Origin of the sequence: Kitasatospora sp. NPDC094016, from assembly GCF_040304045.1 — a bacterium.
Classification (GTDB): Bacteria; Actinomycetota; Actinomycetes; order Streptomycetales; family Streptomycetaceae; genus Kitasatospora.
Window position 1 is genome coordinate 43904 of record NZ_JBEOUK010000002.1, and the last position, 16910, is coordinate 60813.

Below are 16910 nucleotides of genomic sequence, written 5' to 3' on the forward strand. Positions count from 1 at the left end.
TCCGAACCCTCCGACCGCCCCCGGAACCTGGAGTGGCTTGGACGGTCACCCGGCGGTCGTGAAGTCCGGACGAGGTTTCTCCTCGGCGCTCACCCATCGCTCCGCTCGATCGTACGAGTAGAAGCGCAGCGGTTCGGAGCGGGGCGGCAGCGCCTTCACCAGCTGACCGGTCTCGTGGTCCCGGATGACCCAGACCGGGTACGAGGCCCCGTGAGCGGCGTCGGCGGGAACGATCCCGTACCGCCGGCTCATCGGCGGGTCACCTGGACGAACCCGCCGGCCTTCTCGACCCGCCGGGAGAACTCGTCGAACTCGCCGTCGATGGGGGAGACGGTCGCCCTGGACGGGATCAGGATCGCTCCGGCGCCCATGCTCTGGATCGTCTGCAAGGCGGCCAGAAGCAGGGGACGTTGCTCCGGGGGCTTCTCCATCTCGTCATCCACGACGGTGAGGGCCACCGCCCACCCGAAGCCGAGCGCGTACTCCTGGCAGCTGCGCATCTCCAACTCGGGGAAGGCGGGACTGGCCTTGGCCAGGTAGATCACCACCTGGAAGCGCTTGATGCCTGTGTCTGCAAGGTCCTTGACGACCTCGCCGGCCTTCGGCCGGCAGGTCGTCGCGCGAGACCTCTTGTCAACCGCCACTGCGAACTCCCTAGAGCACTCAACCTGTGTCCTAGGTCAGAAGGTAGAGCGAGGAGAAGTGCTGTCGGCTTCAACGTCGGTGCACTAGTGTGCTCCTGAGTGACTATCACCTCGATGGAGGAGTAGCGCATGGCCGGCCCCAAGACGTTCACCGCGATCGCCGACCACTACCGGCAGGCGATACTCACGGGCGAACTCGTTCCAGGCGAGAGGCTCCCGACCAACAGGGAGATGTGCCAGCGGTGGAACGTCGCCGCAGCAACCGTCAGCAGGGCCCTGAACCAGCTGTTGGTGGAAGGGCTCATCAGGACGAGCCCGCGTGGCACGTTCGTCGCGGACGAGGTGACGTCGACCGCGACGGGGCGGGACCGGCTGACCACGGTCCAGCGGCTCAGGTCCAGTCTGATGGAGGGCGAAACCAGCCGGGTCACCGCCGCCGAGCTGGTGGTACCCCCGTTGTACGTGCAGGACATCTTCAACCTTGATCCCGGCGATCAGCTTGTCAGGCGCGAGTACATCGCGGGCCGGGCCAGGATCCGGACCATGCTGGCGGTCGTCTGGTACCCGGCGCACTTCGCCGCGCTGGTGCCGGATCTGCTCTCGACGGCGCCCGGCAAGAACGCGGGTCTCACTGCGAAAGTGCTCGACGCGTCCGGCCGGACGATCACGCATGCCCGGGACGACATGCACGCCCGGGAGTGCGATGCCCGAGAGGCATCGGCCCTGGGTCTTCGCGTGGGGTCTCCGGTCCTGGGTGGGGTGCATCGCTGGTCGGACCACGAGGGCGTCATCGAGTTCGGCCTCTGGGTCGTCCCGGCCCGGGTCACGATCGGCTACGAGTACGGCGCCTGAGCCCCCGACACTTGAGCCCCCGACACCTGCGCCACCGACACCTGCGCCACCGACGAACGAACCGCCCGGCCGCGTACGGCGGGTGAGGGCCGTCATGTGCCCCGGGTCGTCCCGGGTTCGCTCCGGCGATCGGCCGGCAGGAGGTCGCTGTCCGGGGCGAGGACGGTGGCCAGTCGTCGTGTCCCGCGTCCTGGGTGCCGGGCCAGCTCGCGGAACAGGATTTCCACGGCCCCGCTCCGGCGACCGGTCGGAGCGGGGCGGCACCATCGGACCAGGTGCCGACAGGTCAGGTCGAAGACCCCGTCGTGCTCCAGGCTGCGGCGGATCAGTTCGACGATCGGCTGCAGGCAATCGCCCTCGGCGAGGATTTCATGGTGGAACCAGGACGCCTCGGTGAGGGGATCCGCCAGGAGATGCGGAAAGAGGCGCAGGGCCGATTCGGCGTCGGCCTCGCTCTGCCGCAGCCAGCTCGCCAGGTGCCGCACCACCGTCGGCCGGCTGCCTGAGGTGAACAGGCTCACCACGGAGGGACGGACGGCGCGTTGGACCGGCAGGCTGGGTTCACCGCCGGGCCCGTGGGCGGCCCGTAGGAGTAGCTCCATGGCACGATCCGGTCGAGAGCGTCCGAAGGAGGTGCCGCAGACGTGGGCCAGGGTGACGCGAAGGCGCGGATCGTGGCTCCGACTCAACTGGTTCAGAAAGGAGTCGACTTGTTCAGTCAGAGCCGGATCGTTGGCCGCCGCACTCAGGGCATGGGCCGCGATCGCCCGGTCGGCGCCGCGTCCCGACGCGGCGAGGGCGCCGATCCGCCGGAACGTCCGGGAACCGACGCCGCAACCCGCGGCCAGGCCCAGGGCGCGGCCGGCCGCCGCGGTCAGTTCAGCAGTGTCGGGGACGTGTTCGAGCCATGTGGTCAGCGCGGCGGCGAGGTCGCTGTACTCGCGCCAGACATGTCGTAGGACGGCTTGCGCCTGCCGGTGTCGCGTGAATCGGACCGGCTCCGGCGTCCGGGGGCGAGGTGGCCCGGTGCGGATCTCCGGCGGCATCCGCTCCGCGCGGACGATGTGCAGCAGTTCCTCCCACGGCCACGCGAGGACGAATCCGGGATCGGTGCAGAGCTGTGGGCTTCCGTCGCCTCGGTTCTTCGGCACGGTCCGAGGAGCGCCGTCGACGATGCCGAGGAGCCGTTCTGCCTGTTCCTGGACGACCCGGTAGTCGAGGCCCTCGAAGACGCAGACGGCCAGCAGGAACGCCAAGGCGTGCGGGTTCGCGCGCAACTCGGCGACGATGCGGGGAGCTTCGCTGTCGGCGAGGAGGTCCAGTCGCTCCCGCAGACTGCCGAGTGTCGGGGGCTCCCCGGCCGAGGTGGCCACCGCCGTCGCCAGCTCGGCGACTTCGGCGGGTACCAGTTCGGGGACGAGCAGGGAGTCCAGCAGACCGGGCGCCAGGCCTCCGAGCAGCCGGTCGCGTTCGTTCGGGTCCGGTACTGCGGCCGCGAGGCGGGTCGCGAACACGGCTTCGGGGACGGGCGGTCGGTGTCTCAGCGGGCTGACGTGGAGCTCGTGTTCCAGACCTCGGACGAGTTCGGGGCTGTCGGGTACGACGATCACCAGGTAGGCGTCGGCGCTGTCCAGCGATTGCCGGAGATGATGCACGGTGCTGAGCCTCAAGGGGCGTGGGGCCTGCCGGTCGTCCAGCAGGTAGCCGCCGGCCGCTCCTCGCCGGGGCCGCCACGACGACAGGTCCGTACCGCCGTCGACGGCCCACAGCGTGCTGTCCGGTCGACTGCGGCGCGGAAGCAGGCGCAGCAGCAGGTTGACGGCCGCGGTGCGCCGTCCCGTCCCCGGCCGCCCGGTGAGGAAGAACAGCCGCGCTCCGGGTGACGCCAGGGCGCCGGTGAACCAGTCCGGTTCCGCGAAGCCCGATTGCGCATCGGCGAGCTCCGCCGGTGGGATCGGGCCGCTGCGGACGTGTAGGTGAGGGTCCTCATGATGAGCCGCGTGTTCGTTGAGGATGCGCTGGTCGCCGTGTACCGAACCGGTGTTGATGTTTCCGTGCGGCGCGTAGATGACCGGGCCGGTCCGATCGCCGGCGCTCAGGAGGTCGGCCAGGTCCTCGAACGAGGTACCGGTACCGGTACCGGCACCGCACTCCTCGTCCGCCGCCTCGTCGGGATGCGTGTCCGGGGGGTTGGCCATGGCCGGACACTAGCGGGTTTCGAGGTAACGATGGGTAAACGCCGGGATTCGATTGCGATGATCAACAAGACTGGTATACAGGGAAGTTGGCAGCTCGAAAGTCGTCTGCACGGTCGCTCCGGACCGCTGCGGTGAAGGGAGGAAGGGTGACGAAGGGTGCATGGGTGGGCGGGTATTCGGGAGCGGTGACCGTGCTGACGACCCTGCCGGTGATGTACCAGACAGTTCTGCGCCAGCTCGATGAGGTGGAGCGATGGCCGGTCGGGGCAGGGGAGTTCGTGGCGTGCGGCCGGCTGGCCGGGAGTTCGTGGCGGGTCGCGCCCGTCCTCGTCAGCGGGTACGACCGGGCCGCCGCGGTGATTGCCGAACGTGTCGGTGAAACCGAACCCGCGGCCCTGTTCTTCGTCGATGTCGTGAACTGCCTGGAGGACGACATCGCGCTGGGCGACGTCGTGGTCGCCACCGAGGTGCGTCACGAACCGGTGGGCCCGTACTCCGAGGGGCTCGGCGGCTCTCCACGGCCGTGGCAGCCACCGGTGTCCCTGGTGCAGGATGCCTCGGCAGCTCTCGCCGACGGGCGATGGCGCGACCGGATCGCTCCGGGGGTGCTCCTGACCGGGAGACCGGCCGTCCACTTCGAGCCCATCGTTTCCGGAGACGTCCCGATCGACGTGACGGTCGACGTGACGGCCGCAGAGGTGGCCGAACGGTCGAGCAACGACCACCAGGACGCGGTGGCGGTCGCCGACGGGAGCGCAGGGTCCGCCGTGGCGTACCTGCGCCGTGCCCGCCAGACGCTGGTGGTGTGCGGGGTGGGCGGTCGTGCGCAGGATGCCGGACGAGCCGTCGACGCCGACGGGTCGCGATCGAGAGCGGCTGCTTCCGCTGCCGCCGCGGTGTCGTCCGTGATCGCCGGCCTCCCTCCGAGGCAGTCGGCCGGTCCAGGTGGCGGCACGTCCGCCGCCACGTCCGCCGCAGCACGGGACCGTCCTGCGGGCAGGACCGGCGGTGATCGCCGTTACGGCGGTGACCACTACGAGTTCAACGGAGTCTTCACGGGTTCGACGGTGACGGGCAGGCAAACGGTGACGGGCAGACAAGCAGGTCGCCGTGCGGAGCGGCCCCACCCGGGTGGTGATCGTTGAGGAGTCTGTTCCAGGTCCAGGCCGAACGGCTGTGCCGGGTCCGAGCGGGCAGCGATCCGGTCGAGGACCTGTTTCCGCTCGGGTACGACGGCTTCCTGGACGAGGAGGCGGGATATCGGCCGGTGGACGGTCAAGTGCTCCCGGGGGCCCTGCTGAGGCCGGAGGAAGTGGCGGGAGCCGGGGCCATGGTGTTGCTGGGCGAGCCCGGAGGCGGGAAGACGACGGTGCTGCGGCGGCTGGTCGAGGACCTGACACCGCTGGATCCGGCGGATCCGGCGGATCCGGAGGCCTCGGACAGCTACGTCTGGGTCGACGGCTCCGAGCTGACCGAGTACTCCTACCAGCAGCTGGTCGGACGGTTCCTGGACGGCCTGCCCCGCAAGCCCCGCCGGAGCGGCGACGGTACGGCGTCGGAGCCGCCCCGGGCGGCATCACGGACGGCAGCCGCCCGCCGCCTGACCATCGTGCTGGACCAACTGGACGAGAGCCCCCGGCTGCTCCCCCTGCACGGCGCCCTGGCGAGGTCGCTGAACGGCAGGGACACCACGGGCCTGCGGCTGCTGCTGGCCTGCCGAACCGCCGACTGGCCCCCGCGGCTGACCGACGTACTCACCGAACACTTCAGCGACTGCCTGTTCGTCGACCTCGCGCCACTGTCCCGTGCCGAGGCCGTGCGCCTGGTCGACAGCACCGGTACGGACGGCGGGGAACTCGTGACCGCCGCGGTGTCGGTCGGCGCGGGCGCCCTGGCCAGCGCGCCGCTGACGCTGGAACTGCTCGTCCGTTCCTGCCGGGAGAACGACGGCCTGAGCGGCGATCCCCACGGACTCTTCGCGAGCGGTGCCCGGCTGCTGGCCGCCGAACACGATCCCGGACGCAACACCCCGGGCCCACCGCAGACGTTGCCCAAGCAGCGCGTGGAGATCGCCGGCCGGATCGCCGCCCGGATGCTGCTGTCGGGACGACGGACGCTCTGGCACGAGCCCGCGCACCGCGATCAGCTGCACCGGCTCGACCTGGAGATCGACGACGTGGCCGGGGGAGAGGAGGAGACCGCGCCGGGGGACCGCTTCCAGGTCACCCCGCCGGCGGTGCGGGAGGTGCTTCACACCGCCCTGTTCACCGCGACCAACCGTGAACGCAGCGCGTTCCGGCATTCGTCGCTGTCGGCCTATCTCGCCGCCTCCTACCTGGTGCGTCGACGGTTGACGCGCCGGCAGCTGAAGGCGCTCTTCCTGGTCGACATCCCGGGCGCGAGCGCGGCCCGCATCCCTCCGCCCCTGCGCGAGACGGCGGCCTGGCTGGTCGCCCTCGATCCGGAGCACGTCGGATGGCTGGCCGACGCGGATCCCGAGAGCGTGACCGTCCACAGCTCGCTGGTGCGGTCCGATGCGATGCGCGAGCTGATCGTGGCCCGGCTCCTGGAGGACGCGGCCGAGGTGGAGTTGAGCCCCAACCGGTGGCAGCTCACCCGCTGGAGCCTGCTGCACCCACGGTTGGGGGAGCAACTCCGGGCGGCCCTGGTGGGCGACCCGACCGCGCTGGACGACGACTGGCCGATGCGGGCGCGGGTACGGGTGGCTCTGCAGCTCGCCCGGGGCTGCGCCGCGCCGGCCCTGGTGGTCCCGTTGCTCGCGCTGTGCCGCGACGACCGTTGGCCGGCGACCGAGCGCCGGCTCGCCATGAGCGCGGCGTTCGCCTGCGCCCCCGAGCTGGCCGCGACTGAACTGCGGCCCCTGCTCGGTTCCCTGGAGGACGACGAGTACGCCGCGCGCGTCGATCCGGACGATGAGCTCCGAGGCGTCCTGCTGACCGGACTCTGGCCCGGTCATCTCGACCTCGCGGCGGTGCTGAGGGTGCTGCGACCACCGCGGAACACCCAGCTGTACGGCAGCTATCGCGCGTTCCTCCGAGTTCTGGTGGCCGACTGCGACGAGGAGCAGGCGGCCGGTCTGCTGCGCCGGCTGGTCGCCCGGGACTCCGGGTTCCCCGGTTCGGACGATCCGGCGGTGGAGCAGTTCGTCGACGCGGTCGTCGATCGCGTGCTGAGCTCCGAGCGTGCCGCGGCGCTCTGTCCGCAGGCGGCGGTGATCGTCGCCGGGCGCCTCCGGCGGCATGCGCGGGTTTCCTGTCCGAGCGGCATGGACGACACCGGGCCGGGCGTCTGCGATGCCGCCGCGGCCCGGTCCCGCCGGTTGGCGTTCGTGGACGCGTTGGTCAGGGAGAGCCTCAGCGACGGTCGATCGTCCGTGGTGGTGCTGTGGGAGCTCACCCGCCCCCGGTGGGCGGCACCGGATCGTGGGTCCCTGTGCAGCCTGGCGAGGGCGGAGGACTTCGGGTGGGTCCTGGACCAGGGGGAGAGGGCGGTGCGGGCCGGCGAGCCGGAGGCCGCGGAAGCCTACGCGACCCTCGCGCTCCACCTCTACCGCCACGACGACCGGAAGGCTTTCGAACTCCTCTGGGAGCGGCGGGAGGATCCGACCTGGGCGCGATTGAAGTGGATCTTCGAGGGGGTTCCGCTGGATGGTGAGAAGGCGGACTTCCTGCGCATGAACTCCGAAGCCGAACGCGATTCGTCCGAGACGGCCGGCGCATCCGCCGAACTGTCCGGTTTTCAGCATGCGGCACTCGCCGGTGCCCGAAGCGGTGACACCGACAGCTTCTGGAAATTGCTGTGGAACCTCCAAGTGCCTCCCGAAGGCGGCAGGACCGAGGCGTGCGACAGCGGTGACATCAAGGACTGGCCGGGCGCCGCGCTGTTCTCCACCGAGCAGCTCGCCGAAATTCCGGACTGCGCGCTGCACTACCTCCGGGCCGAGCACGACCACCGTGACTCCTGGCTCGGCACGGACAAGCAGGACCTGCGAGCCTGGGCGGGCCATCAGGCGCTCGTCCTCCTGCACCGGGCCGGCCGAATCGGCGAGGTTTCCGAACAGATCTGGTCCCGTTGGACAGCGGCAGTCGCGTGCAGTCCGCCGACCGCACCTGAGGAGGCACTTCGCGAAGTGCAGGCGGCGCTCCTGCGCCTCGCCGCCGAGCACGCTCCGGACGATTTCGCCGAAACCGTCGAACGACGTGTTCGAGCGGACCTGGAGCACGGGCTGCACCCGTGGAACCTGCGGCTCCTGGAACCGCACTGGTCCGCGCCGTTGGCACGCGCGATGGAGGGCCTGGCCCGGTCGGTGGTCGAGGGGACCGGACAGTCAGCGGGTGACGACAGGGCGGCGTTGGACACCTGGTCGGTGCTGCTCGAAGCGTTGCTGCCGGCGGGAAGCGAGCCGGCACACGCTCTCGTGGCCGAGGTGCTGAAGGGGGTGGCGGACTTCCAGGAGCCCGCTGGACGGGAGCTGGCGGTGCGGGCGGCCAAGGCGCTGCTGACGACGGACTCCCCCGGGGCGTGGCCGCGCCTTCGGACGCTGACCGGCAGATCGGAGTCGTTCAGCCGCGGCCTGGCGCAGGCCTGTACCGCGGAGGAGGCCCGGCAGCGGATCGAAGCACCGCTGGCAGAGGCCGAACTGGCCGAGCTCTACCGCTGGCTGCACTCCCTGTCCGCCGAGACCGAAGCCGCCTACCTCGTGGGAGCCCATTTCATCGGTGTCGAGCAGCAGGTCGTGGAGTGGCGGGACGCCATCCCCCGGACGCTGACGCGCAGATGCACCCCGGAAGCGCTCCGTGTCCTGAAGTCACTGGTCGCGGAATTCCCTTGGCGACTGGGTCTGAAGTCCGCGCTCGTCGCCGCACAGAACGGCTATGCCGCGGCCGGATGGTCGGGAGTTCCCCTCGACGAACTGGTCGGCATCCTGTCGTCCCCCGGACAGGGGGGAACGATCGTCCTGGGGGACCACTACGAGTTCAACGGTCACTACATCGACACGAACGTCATCGGACAGCTGAACGGCAGGTCCGAACTCCCCTCGTCCGAGGACGGGTTCGCTCACCCGACCGGCCTCGGTCACAGGGCTGCGGCCGCTGCGCGCCAGGTTCGGCGGGCGGCCTCCGGCGACGACACGGCGCGTGGGTCGGCCAGGAGGGACGCGCTCCTCGCCGGCCTGTCCGCCAGCCGGGGACGGCTGGTGACTCGCTGGCTCGCCGTGGGGCTGGCACCCGAACAGGCGGAGGAGCTGGCCGACGACGGCGCCGTCGGCGTGTGCCGGGAGTTCGAGCGATTCCACGGCGGACGCAGGATCGCCGTTCTGACCGGCGACTTCGGCTCGGGGAAGACCGTTGCCCTGGAACGCGAGTACCGGGCGTCGGTGCTGCGGGCCGTCGACGACCCCCGCGCGCCGCTGCCGGTCCACCTCACCGTGAAGTCGAGTGGGTCAGACCTGCTGGGAGCGCTCGACGAACAGCTCGCACGGTTCTCCGGCGGCCACGACCAGGTGACGGTCTTCCTCGACGGCCTGGACGAGTTCGGTGCCGGGCGCTCGGCGGAGATCCTCGACGACCTCCGGGCCTGGGCCTACGGCGGGTCCGGCCGGAAGGTCCTGGCCACCAGCCGCCCCGACAGCCTCCTCCAGAGCACTGACTGCCTCACCCTGCCCGCACTCTCGGACACCGAACTCCGCGACCTCCTCGACAGGGTGGGGGCACCACGGACGCTGGCATGGCACTCCAACCCCGAGATCCGCGACGCACTGCACCGGCCGCTCTTCGCGCTGATCGCCGCCGACTGCCGGAAGGCCGGCTCCGATGTACCCCAGTCACGAGGGGAGTTCCTCGCCGCCCTCGTCGAACGGGCGCTCGCGCGGGCCCCGGGACTCGGTGACGACACGTACACCCTGCTCGGCCGACTCGGCCGGCTCGCCCTGGACTCCGGTGGTGCCGTCCCGGCAGGCGAGGCCGGGACCAGGGAGGAACAGCTCCGGCTCGTCCGGACCAGACTGGTCGTCCACCGGCAGCGCACGCTCACCTTCGCCCTCCCGGTGCTGGGACAGTACTTCGGAGGCCAGTACGTCCTGGACCACGGACTGCCGGAGCTCGTGGAGTTCTCCCCGCAGCGCCGGGACCGGTGGCGGGACGCCCTGGCCTTCGTCGTCTCCAGCGGCCCCTGGGACCGCGTGACGGCTCTGCTGGGCGATCTGACGGCCGTCGACCCGGGATTGGCCGCATGGATCACCGAGAAGGCCGTCCCGAGCTTCGGCCGCGGATCGACGGTCGCGCACCCCGAGGCCCTCGAATGCGCCCGGCGCCTGTCCGGGACGCTCGACGCCTGGCTCGGCGGAGTCGGCCGCGCGAGCGCTCTGCTCAGTTGTTCGGACGGAACCGGCCGAGGGATCCCCATCGGGGTCGGATCGGGCAGCGAGAGTTCCAGCAGCCTCGGCCTCGTGTTCGCCGACCCCACGGCCTTCGACGGCCGTGAGCGCTTCTTCGAGACCACTGCCCCACCGGACCTGAAACGAGGCGAAGTGGACGGGCTGAGGATCACCTCGGTCCGTTCGGTGTCCGTCGCGTCCGATGTCCCCGCCTGGCCGTGGCGGGTCTCCCTGTCCTGGGTGAAGAGCAGCATGGCACAGGTGCTGGAACACAGGGCCTTTCCACTGCCCGACAACCCGACCGCGCGCCTCGAAGAGGCTTGGAGCCTCTCCCGGCTGCTGACCGACCAGAGTGGCACATGGCCGCACCGTCCCGTTCCGATCCCTGACGTCGTCTCCACGATCGACGAGATCTTCCGCCAGGTGCCGGACGCCGTCCTGCTGCGGTTCCGGCGCGGCGAGGTCGTGCCGCGGTCGCAGTTGGCGCGACTCCGCGACCAGTGCGTCGAACAGAGCCTCCCGATCACGCGTGACGGGTTGATCCACCGCCCCTATCCGGTACCGGACGTCCCGCTGGAGCAGATGACGGGCGACATTTCGAGTGCGTACAGCAAGGAGGTGCTGATCGACCTGGTCGGACAGGTCTACTCCGGGGCCCTCTCCGTCTACGAGGACATCGTCGCGGAGTACCTGTCTCCCGTCCGGCGGACCTTGTTCCTCGGTGGTGCGCTGCCGGTGCGGTTCGCCTGCAAGATCAGCTGGCCCCCCGCCGGGACCGACCGGGGCTTGGACTTCGGGCCCATGTTCTCGCGTGTCGTCGTCCCGTTGCCGCTCGGTTCCTCGTCGCACGTCGATGTCACACGGGTGGAAGACGTCCGTGCCGAGCCCGACTCCTGGCCGTGGTCCGGTTCCGTCGACGGCCAGGCCGACTTCCGCCACCTCCGCCCCGAATCGGCCGCATGGTCGAGCCGGAGCGTCGTCCGTGAGGTTCTGTCGGTGTTCGGGGACAGTCCCGCTACGGCTCTCGCCTACAACTGGCTGGCGAAGGACCTCGATGCGGTCGGACTCTCCGATTCGGTCAGCCCATCCTTCGACTAGCCCCGCCGAGCGGGTTGCCGGGCGGGGCGGTTGCCGTTTGCCGGGCGTGCGGGGTCAGGTCCGGCCGCGTGGGGGTCAGGCGTGGCTGTGGCTCGGCAGGCAGAAGTCCTTGTCGGCGTGTTCGGTCAGGTATCCGGCGGTGATGAGGGCGGCGACGTCGTACGTGCCCGGGATGTCGCCCGGCTTCAGGGTCGGGTCGAGCCACTGCTGGAGTCCGTTGCCCGGCTGGGAGAAGGCGCCCGCGATGTGGCCCTGTTGGACGTCGAACGGCCTCTGCACCTCGAAGCAGTGGTAGTTGTCCTCGCCTCCGTTGAGGGAGTCCGGCGGAAGGGCGCGCCGGGGGAACGGCGTGCCGCCGGGGGCGAGGAAGGAGCCGTAGGCGCTGTTCCCGAAGCGGTCCAGCTTCTGGTGCTCCGTCATGCTCTGTACGGTCATGTCGAGGGTGCCGTTGTTGTCGGTGAAGCCGTTGTGGTCCGGGTACTTCCACCCCCTCCAGTCCCGGTACCAGTCCAGGAAGCGCACCGGTGTGACCCCGCCCAGCCGGTCGTAGCCCTTCAGTAGTTCGGTCAGCACGGGGTCCGTCGGCAGGGTGACCGGGCCGAGTTCCTTCCGGGTGCAGAGGTAGTTCTCGGCGCCGGCGTCGCGGACCTTGGGGACGCCCTCGCACTCCGTGATCGGCACCGCTCGGGAGGCGGAGGACTGGGCGGCGGCGGTGCCGGTGGCGGCCAACCCCGTCAGGGGCAGGGCGACCGCCAGCGAGAGGGCGGCGAGAGCGGGGGTGCGCATGGGGGGGGCGACTCCGTTCGGGGTGCGGGGCGGCGAGGGCTGCGGCCGTCGGCTCGTCCGGCGGACCGTGTGGCCGCCGGACCCGCGCACAGTTACGCACGGCGATTTGCCTTCGTGTGCGCACAAGATGTCGACGCCGCTGGTGCCCACCCGTTCGGCCGATCCCGGTGGCGGCAGCCGCGCTCGCGGGGCTCGCCCTGGCCCTCGCCGCACCTGCGGCCGGCCACGCGGCCGGCGGTGGAACAGCTCGCCGATCCTGCTCATGGGGCTCGACGGCCGGGCTCCACGTCGAGGTGCTCAGTACCACCTGCGGAGCCTGCTCGGTGGTGCCGTAGCATCCGGATGGCACAACGCACACCTGTCAGCGGGGGAGAGTACTGCACTTGTTGAAGAGATCGACGGCCGTGCCGTCCGGGGCGGCCGCACGGGCGGCCCGCGCGGCCGTGTTGATGGTGTCGGGCGCCCTGGTGCTCGGCTCGTGTTCGTCCGTGGGGTCGCCGGGCGGAGGACGGCAAACGCCGAGCGCGCCCACACGTGTCGAGTCCCGGGATGAAGCGCTGGCCCGGACGGATCGGGTCCACGACCACGTGCGCGAGCTGACGGGCCTTGAGCGGGATCCGTGGAGCAAGCTCATCGGCTACTACAGGTGCCCGGGGCGGGGGTTGGGTATCGCCGACGAGGGCGAGGCGTACCAGCTCAACTCGGGGGTCCTGCTGAAGGCCACGGACGACCAGCGTCCCGAGGTGCTGCGGGCGCTGCGGGAGAAGCTCGCGGGCGAGGGCTTCAGGATCACCTCCTCGGCGTCCGGTTCGGACGCTCAGTCCACCGCGCCCACCTGGGAGTTCGATGCCGTCCACGAGCCCGACGGCTACACCGTTTCGGCGGGTGCGTCGAAGCCCGGCCAGGGTGTGAGTGTGATGGTCGTCCTGCCCTGCCAGGCCCCGCCCACCGGCGCGGCTTCGCCCACTCCGGCGGCCACCGGCTGAGGTCGGCGCGGCGGGTGCGTCAACTTCGCTACTGAGCCAGGTAGTTGACGTCAGTCCCGGCGCGCGTCCGACCTCCGGTGTGTCGCGAGTGCCGACTCGCAGACCCCCGCCGGGGCGGTGGGACGCCCCGGCGGGGGTGCGCCGGGGCGTCCGGTCAGGCGTCGGTGCGGCTCGCCGCGGTCAGCGGGGCGTACAGCTCGGGGCGGCGGGTGCGCAGGAGGCCGAACTCCCGCCAGTCCCGGCACTGGTCGAGGTCGAGGTCGGCGACCAGGACGGCGGCCCGGTCGCGCGGGGCGCGGAGCAGGATCCGGCCGTACGGGTCGGAGATGAACGACGAGCCGTAGAAGGTGGACCGGCCCTCCGTCCCGATCCGGTTGGGCACGATCATGAACAGCGCGTTGGCGAGGCCGTTGGCGCTGATGGCGTGCTCCCACATGGGCCGGGTGTCGAAGTCCGGGAGGTCCACCTCGGAGCCGATGGCGGTGGGGTGGACGAGGACTTCGGCGCCGCCGAGCGCGTAGGCGCGGGCGAGTTCGGGGAACCACTCGTCCCAGCAGGTGGGGAAGCCGAAGGCGGCGCCCTGGTGGGCCAGGACGGGGAACCCGCTGTCGCCGGGGCGGAAGCACAGGTCCTCGCGGTAGCCGGGGAAGGCCGGGATGTGGTTCTTCCGGGTCCTGGCGACGAGGGTGCCGTCGCGGTCCACGCAGATGGCCGTGTTGTAGCCGAGGCCGCCGTCCTCGGCGCGCTCGTACAGGGAGGCGTGGACGCTGATGCCGAGTTCGGTGGCGAGTTCGGCGGCGAGGCCGGCGGTCGGCCCGGTCTCGACGTCCTCCAGGTAGCGGGCGGCGCCCTCCCCCATCGGGTCGTCGGTGTTGCAGAAGTAGGGGCTGCGGGTCAGCTCGGGCAGGCACACCATCGTCGCGCCCTGCGCGGCGGCGAGTGCCACGCCCTCGCGCAGCCGGGCGTCGTGCTCGGACGGGTCGGCGTGCCAGCGCATCTGCACGAGCCCGACGCGCAGCGGTGCGCGTTCGGCCGGCTTGGTGCGGCCGGGGGAGCCGAGCGGGGAGCCGAAGGAGGTGAGAACGGCGTACGAGGTCACGGGCGGACCGTCCTCGTCTGCCGGCGGGACGTCCGGCAGGCGCGGGAGGCGCCGGAGGCGGGGCCTCCGGCGGCCGTGCGGGCGGTGGGGGTGGACGTGGTCATGGGTGTTCCTTCTGCTCTCTGGTGCTGGCGCGGCCCTGCGGTGTAACTGAAAGTTCAGTCAGCTTTGCTGGCGTGATGAAGAATGTAGCCATGCCGGAACGTTCCGGCAAGGGGCGGGGGCCCGCGAAGGAACGACACGTGCCGCCGGAGGGCGGGGTGGGGCCTTGCCCCGGCACCTCCGGCGGGCGGTCAGGCTCCGGCGGAGACGGCGTCGGGCGCCGCAGCGGCCTTCGCGGTGAGGGTGCGGCTGTAGCGGCGCAGGAGGAGGGCGGCGGTGGTGGCGAGGCCGATGAGCAGCCCGAACCAGAGGCCGCGGATGTCGCCGCCGAGGGGGTAGGCGAGGAGCCACGCGAAGGGCAGGCCGACGACCCAGTAGCCGATGAGGGTGATGCGGAAGCCGCTCCTGGTGTCGTCGAGGCCGCGTAGCAGTCCGACGCCGATGTTCTGGGCGCAGTCGAAGAACTGCAGGACGGCGACCACGGCGAGGAGGCTGGTCGCGATGGCCAGGCCCTGCTGGTCGGCGGGCGAGTCCGGGTCGAAGTAGGGGCGCAGGACGAGGTCCGGGACGGTGAGGTAGACGATGCCGACGAGGGTGGTGACGGCGGCGCCGCAGGCGAGTGCGGTGTTCTTGATGCGGCGGGCGGCGGCGTGCTCGCCGAGGGCGAGTTCGCGGCTGACGTTGATGGAGGCTGCGTGGGAGAGGCCGACGGCGACCTGGAAGACGATGTAGATGAGCTGGTTGACAGCGGTGTGGGCGGCGAGCGCGGCCGGGCCGAAGCTGCCGGCGAGCAGGGCGGTGACGGAGAAGAACCCGGCTTCGGAGCCGTAGGTGGCCGCGATGGGGGTGCCCAGACCGAGCAGGCGGCGGACGGTCGCCGGATCGGCGCGCCAGAAGTCGAGGCTGAGCAGGGGTGCGAGGTGCGGGTCGCGGCGGGCGGAGGCGTAGAGGGCGAGGAAGGACAGCAGGTAGACGCTACTGGTGGCGACGCCGATGCCGGTGAGGCCGAGCCGGGGCAGACCCCAGGTGCCGTGGATGAAGGCCCAGTTGAGGGCGGCGTTGACGGCGACGGAGGCGAGGGTGATCTGCAGCAGGGCCTGGGGGCGGCGCATGCCGACGGTGAACTGGCGGACGGCCTGGAACCAGAGGCAGGGCACGAGGCCGGGGGCGAGGGCGGCGAGCATGCCCTGGGCGCGGTGGGCGACGGTGGCGTCCTGGCCGAGCCAGGTGGCGGCCTGGCCGATGAGGACCATCAGGACGGCGCCGGCCAGGCCGGCGAGGGTGGCGACGGCCATCGCGGCACGCACCAGGCCCCGGACCTCGTGGTCGGCGTCGGTGGCCGCTTCGGGGGCGGCGCCGGTGGCCGGTTGGGTGGCGGCCCCGGCCTCCTCGGCCCCGGCCTCCTCGGCGCCGCGTTCGGCGCGGGCCGCTGCCGCCGCCACCTGGTTGCCGACGGAGGTGACCAGCCCGACGCCCATGGTGCGGAGCTGGTTGAAGATGACCAGGGCGAGGCCGCCGGCGGCCAGCGCCTCGGTGCCCAGGACGCCCATCATGATCGTGTCGGTGGTGGTGAGGGCGACCTGGGCGAGCTGGGTGAGGGCGAGCGGCACGGCGAGGGCGGTGAGGGCGCGGCTGTCGCGCGCCAGGGTGGTCAGCTGCTGCATGGTGGGTGTCACGTCTCTGGTCACGTCTCCAGAAGTCAGGGCCTGCGGAGTTTGGCGAGGGACTCGTCGATCTCGGCCTCGACGGCTTCGTCGACGAGGTTGCGGGCGGTCATCCAGTCGTCGTTGAAGACGGTATCCATGTACTTCTCGCCGCCGTCGTTGATGAACGCGACCATGACGGCGTCCGGCGGAAGGGTCGTCAGGCGGGCCAGGGCGTCGTGGACGACGCCGCCGGCGGAGCCGCCGATGAGCAGGCCGGTGCGGCGGGCGACGACGCGGGCGGTGGCGAAGGCCTCGACGTCGCCGACCTTGACGCCCTCGTCGATGAGGTCGTAGTCGACGAGCAGGCCGATGGTGGCGCCCTCGGGGGTGCCGGTGCCGGACTGGTAGTAGTCGTGGGCGGGCGGGCCGAAGGCGATCGAGCCCTTCGGCTCGACACCGACGACCGAGACACCGGGCACGTACTTCCTGAGCTCGCGGGCGGTGCCGCACAGGCCGCCGCCGGTGCCGACCGCGCCGATCAGCACGTCGACCCGGTTGTCGAGGGCCTGGGCGATCTCCCGGCCGACCGCGAAGTAACCCACCGCGTTGCTGGGGTTGTTGTGCTGCTCGGTGAAGAACGTGTTGTCCTTGCCGCGGGCCATCTCCTCGGCCAGTTCCTCGCGGGCGGCGGTGTGGAGCTCCTCGCCGTCGGTGTCGGCGTCGACGTACACGAGCTCGGTGCCCATCGCCTTCATGCCGCGCAGCTTGTCGGCGGCGGCGTGGTTGTCGACGACGGCGGTGAAGCGGTGGCCGCGCTCGGCGGCGACGACGGCCAGCCCGAGGCCGGTGTTGCCGGAGGTGGACTCGATGATGTGGCCGCCCTCGCGCAGCAGGCCGCGTTCCTCGGCGTCGAGGACCATCTGCCGGGCCATGCGGATCTTGGCGCTGCCGGTGGGGTTGAACATCTCCAGCTTCAGCAGGAGGCGGGCGCCGTTGTCGGCGCGGGCGAGCTCGAACAGCGGGGTGCAGCCGATGAGGTCGGTCATCCGGGTGACCACCGGGGGGCGGTGGAGAGCGTCGGTCATGGCAGGGAGGGCCCTCT

Annotated in this window: 11 protein-coding genes; 4 read left to right on the forward strand and 7 right to left on the reverse strand. The window is 71.3% G+C overall.

Features of this window, described 5'->3' with window-relative positions:
• Positions 1-45: 45 nt before the first annotated feature.
• Together ABT015_RS02070 and ABT015_RS02075 are read right to left on the reverse strand one after the other, a co-directional pair.
• Positions 46-252 carry a hypothetical protein gene (locus tag ABT015_RS02070; protein WP_350875769.1) on the reverse strand — a complete coding sequence of 69 codons (207 nt, stop codon included), beginning with the start codon at positions 250-252 and terminating at the stop codon, positions 46-48.
• Positions 249-644, reverse strand: coding sequence for a hypothetical protein (locus tag ABT015_RS02075; RefSeq protein ID WP_350875771.1), 396 nt, complete (start codon positions 642-644; stop codon positions 249-251). The genes ABT015_RS02070 and ABT015_RS02075 overlap by 4 nt, the downstream gene beginning before the upstream one ends.
• Before the next feature lie 129 nt (positions 645-773).
• Between ABT015_RS02075 and ABT015_RS02080 the strand changes: the two genes are divergently transcribed.
• Positions 774-1496, forward strand: a complete 723-nt coding sequence (locus ABT015_RS02080; protein ID WP_350875773.1) for a GntR family transcriptional regulator — start codon at positions 774-776, stop codon at positions 1494-1496.
• A 92-nt stretch (positions 1497-1588) separates the two neighbouring features.
• On the opposite strand, the gene ABT015_RS02085 is transcribed toward ABT015_RS02080, so the two are convergent.
• Complete coding sequence (locus ABT015_RS02085) at positions 1589-3694, reverse strand: hypothetical protein (RefSeq protein ID WP_350875775.1); 2106 nt, start codon at positions 3692-3694, stop codon at positions 1589-1591.
• Positions 3695-3885: 191 nt separating this feature from the next.
• Between ABT015_RS02085 and ABT015_RS02090 the strand changes: the two genes are divergently transcribed.
• The gene (locus ABT015_RS02090; RefSeq protein WP_350875777.1) at positions 3886-4839 is read left to right on the forward strand and encodes a phosphorylase family protein; all 954 of its coding nucleotides are present in this window, start codon (positions 3886-3888) and stop codon (positions 4837-4839) included.
• Complete coding sequence (locus ABT015_RS02095; RefSeq protein ID WP_350875779.1) at positions 4836-11189, forward strand: hypothetical protein; 6354 nt, start codon at positions 4836-4838, stop codon at positions 11187-11189. The genes ABT015_RS02090 and ABT015_RS02095 overlap by 4 nt, the downstream gene beginning before the upstream one ends.
• Positions 11190-11264: 75 nt before the next feature.
• Here ABT015_RS02095 and ABT015_RS02100 read toward each other — a convergent pair whose 3' ends face one another.
• Positions 11265-11975, reverse strand: coding sequence for a TNT domain-containing protein (locus ABT015_RS02100; protein WP_350875781.1), 711 nt, complete (start codon positions 11973-11975; stop codon positions 11265-11267).
• 587 nt (positions 11976-12562) lie between these two features.
• On the opposite strand from ABT015_RS02100, the gene ABT015_RS02105 reads away from it, so the two are divergent.
• A complete protein-coding gene (locus ABT015_RS02105; RefSeq protein ID WP_350875783.1) occupies positions 12563-12961 on the forward strand; it encodes a response regulator transcription factor in 399 nt (132 codons plus the stop codon).
• A 154-nt stretch (positions 12962-13115) separates the two neighbouring features.
• Here ABT015_RS02105 and ABT015_RS02110 read toward each other — a convergent pair whose 3' ends face one another.
• The 3 genes from ABT015_RS02110 to ABT015_RS02120 form a co-directional block, all read right to left on the reverse strand.
• Positions 13116-14060, reverse strand: coding sequence for a nitrilase-related carbon-nitrogen hydrolase (locus tag ABT015_RS02110; RefSeq protein WP_350875785.1), 945 nt, complete (start codon positions 14058-14060; stop codon positions 13116-13118).
• 293 nt (positions 14061-14353) lie between these two features.
• On the reverse strand, positions 14354-15826 hold the full coding sequence (locus ABT015_RS02115; RefSeq protein WP_350876322.1) for an MATE family efflux transporter: 1473 nt from the start codon (positions 15824-15826) through the stop codon (positions 14354-14356).
• A gap of 35 nt (positions 15827-15861) precedes the next feature.
• Positions 15862-16893, reverse strand: coding sequence for a cysteine synthase family protein (locus ABT015_RS02120; RefSeq protein ID WP_350875787.1), 1032 nt, complete (start codon positions 16891-16893; stop codon positions 15862-15864).
• Positions 16894-16910: the final 17 nt, after the last annotated feature.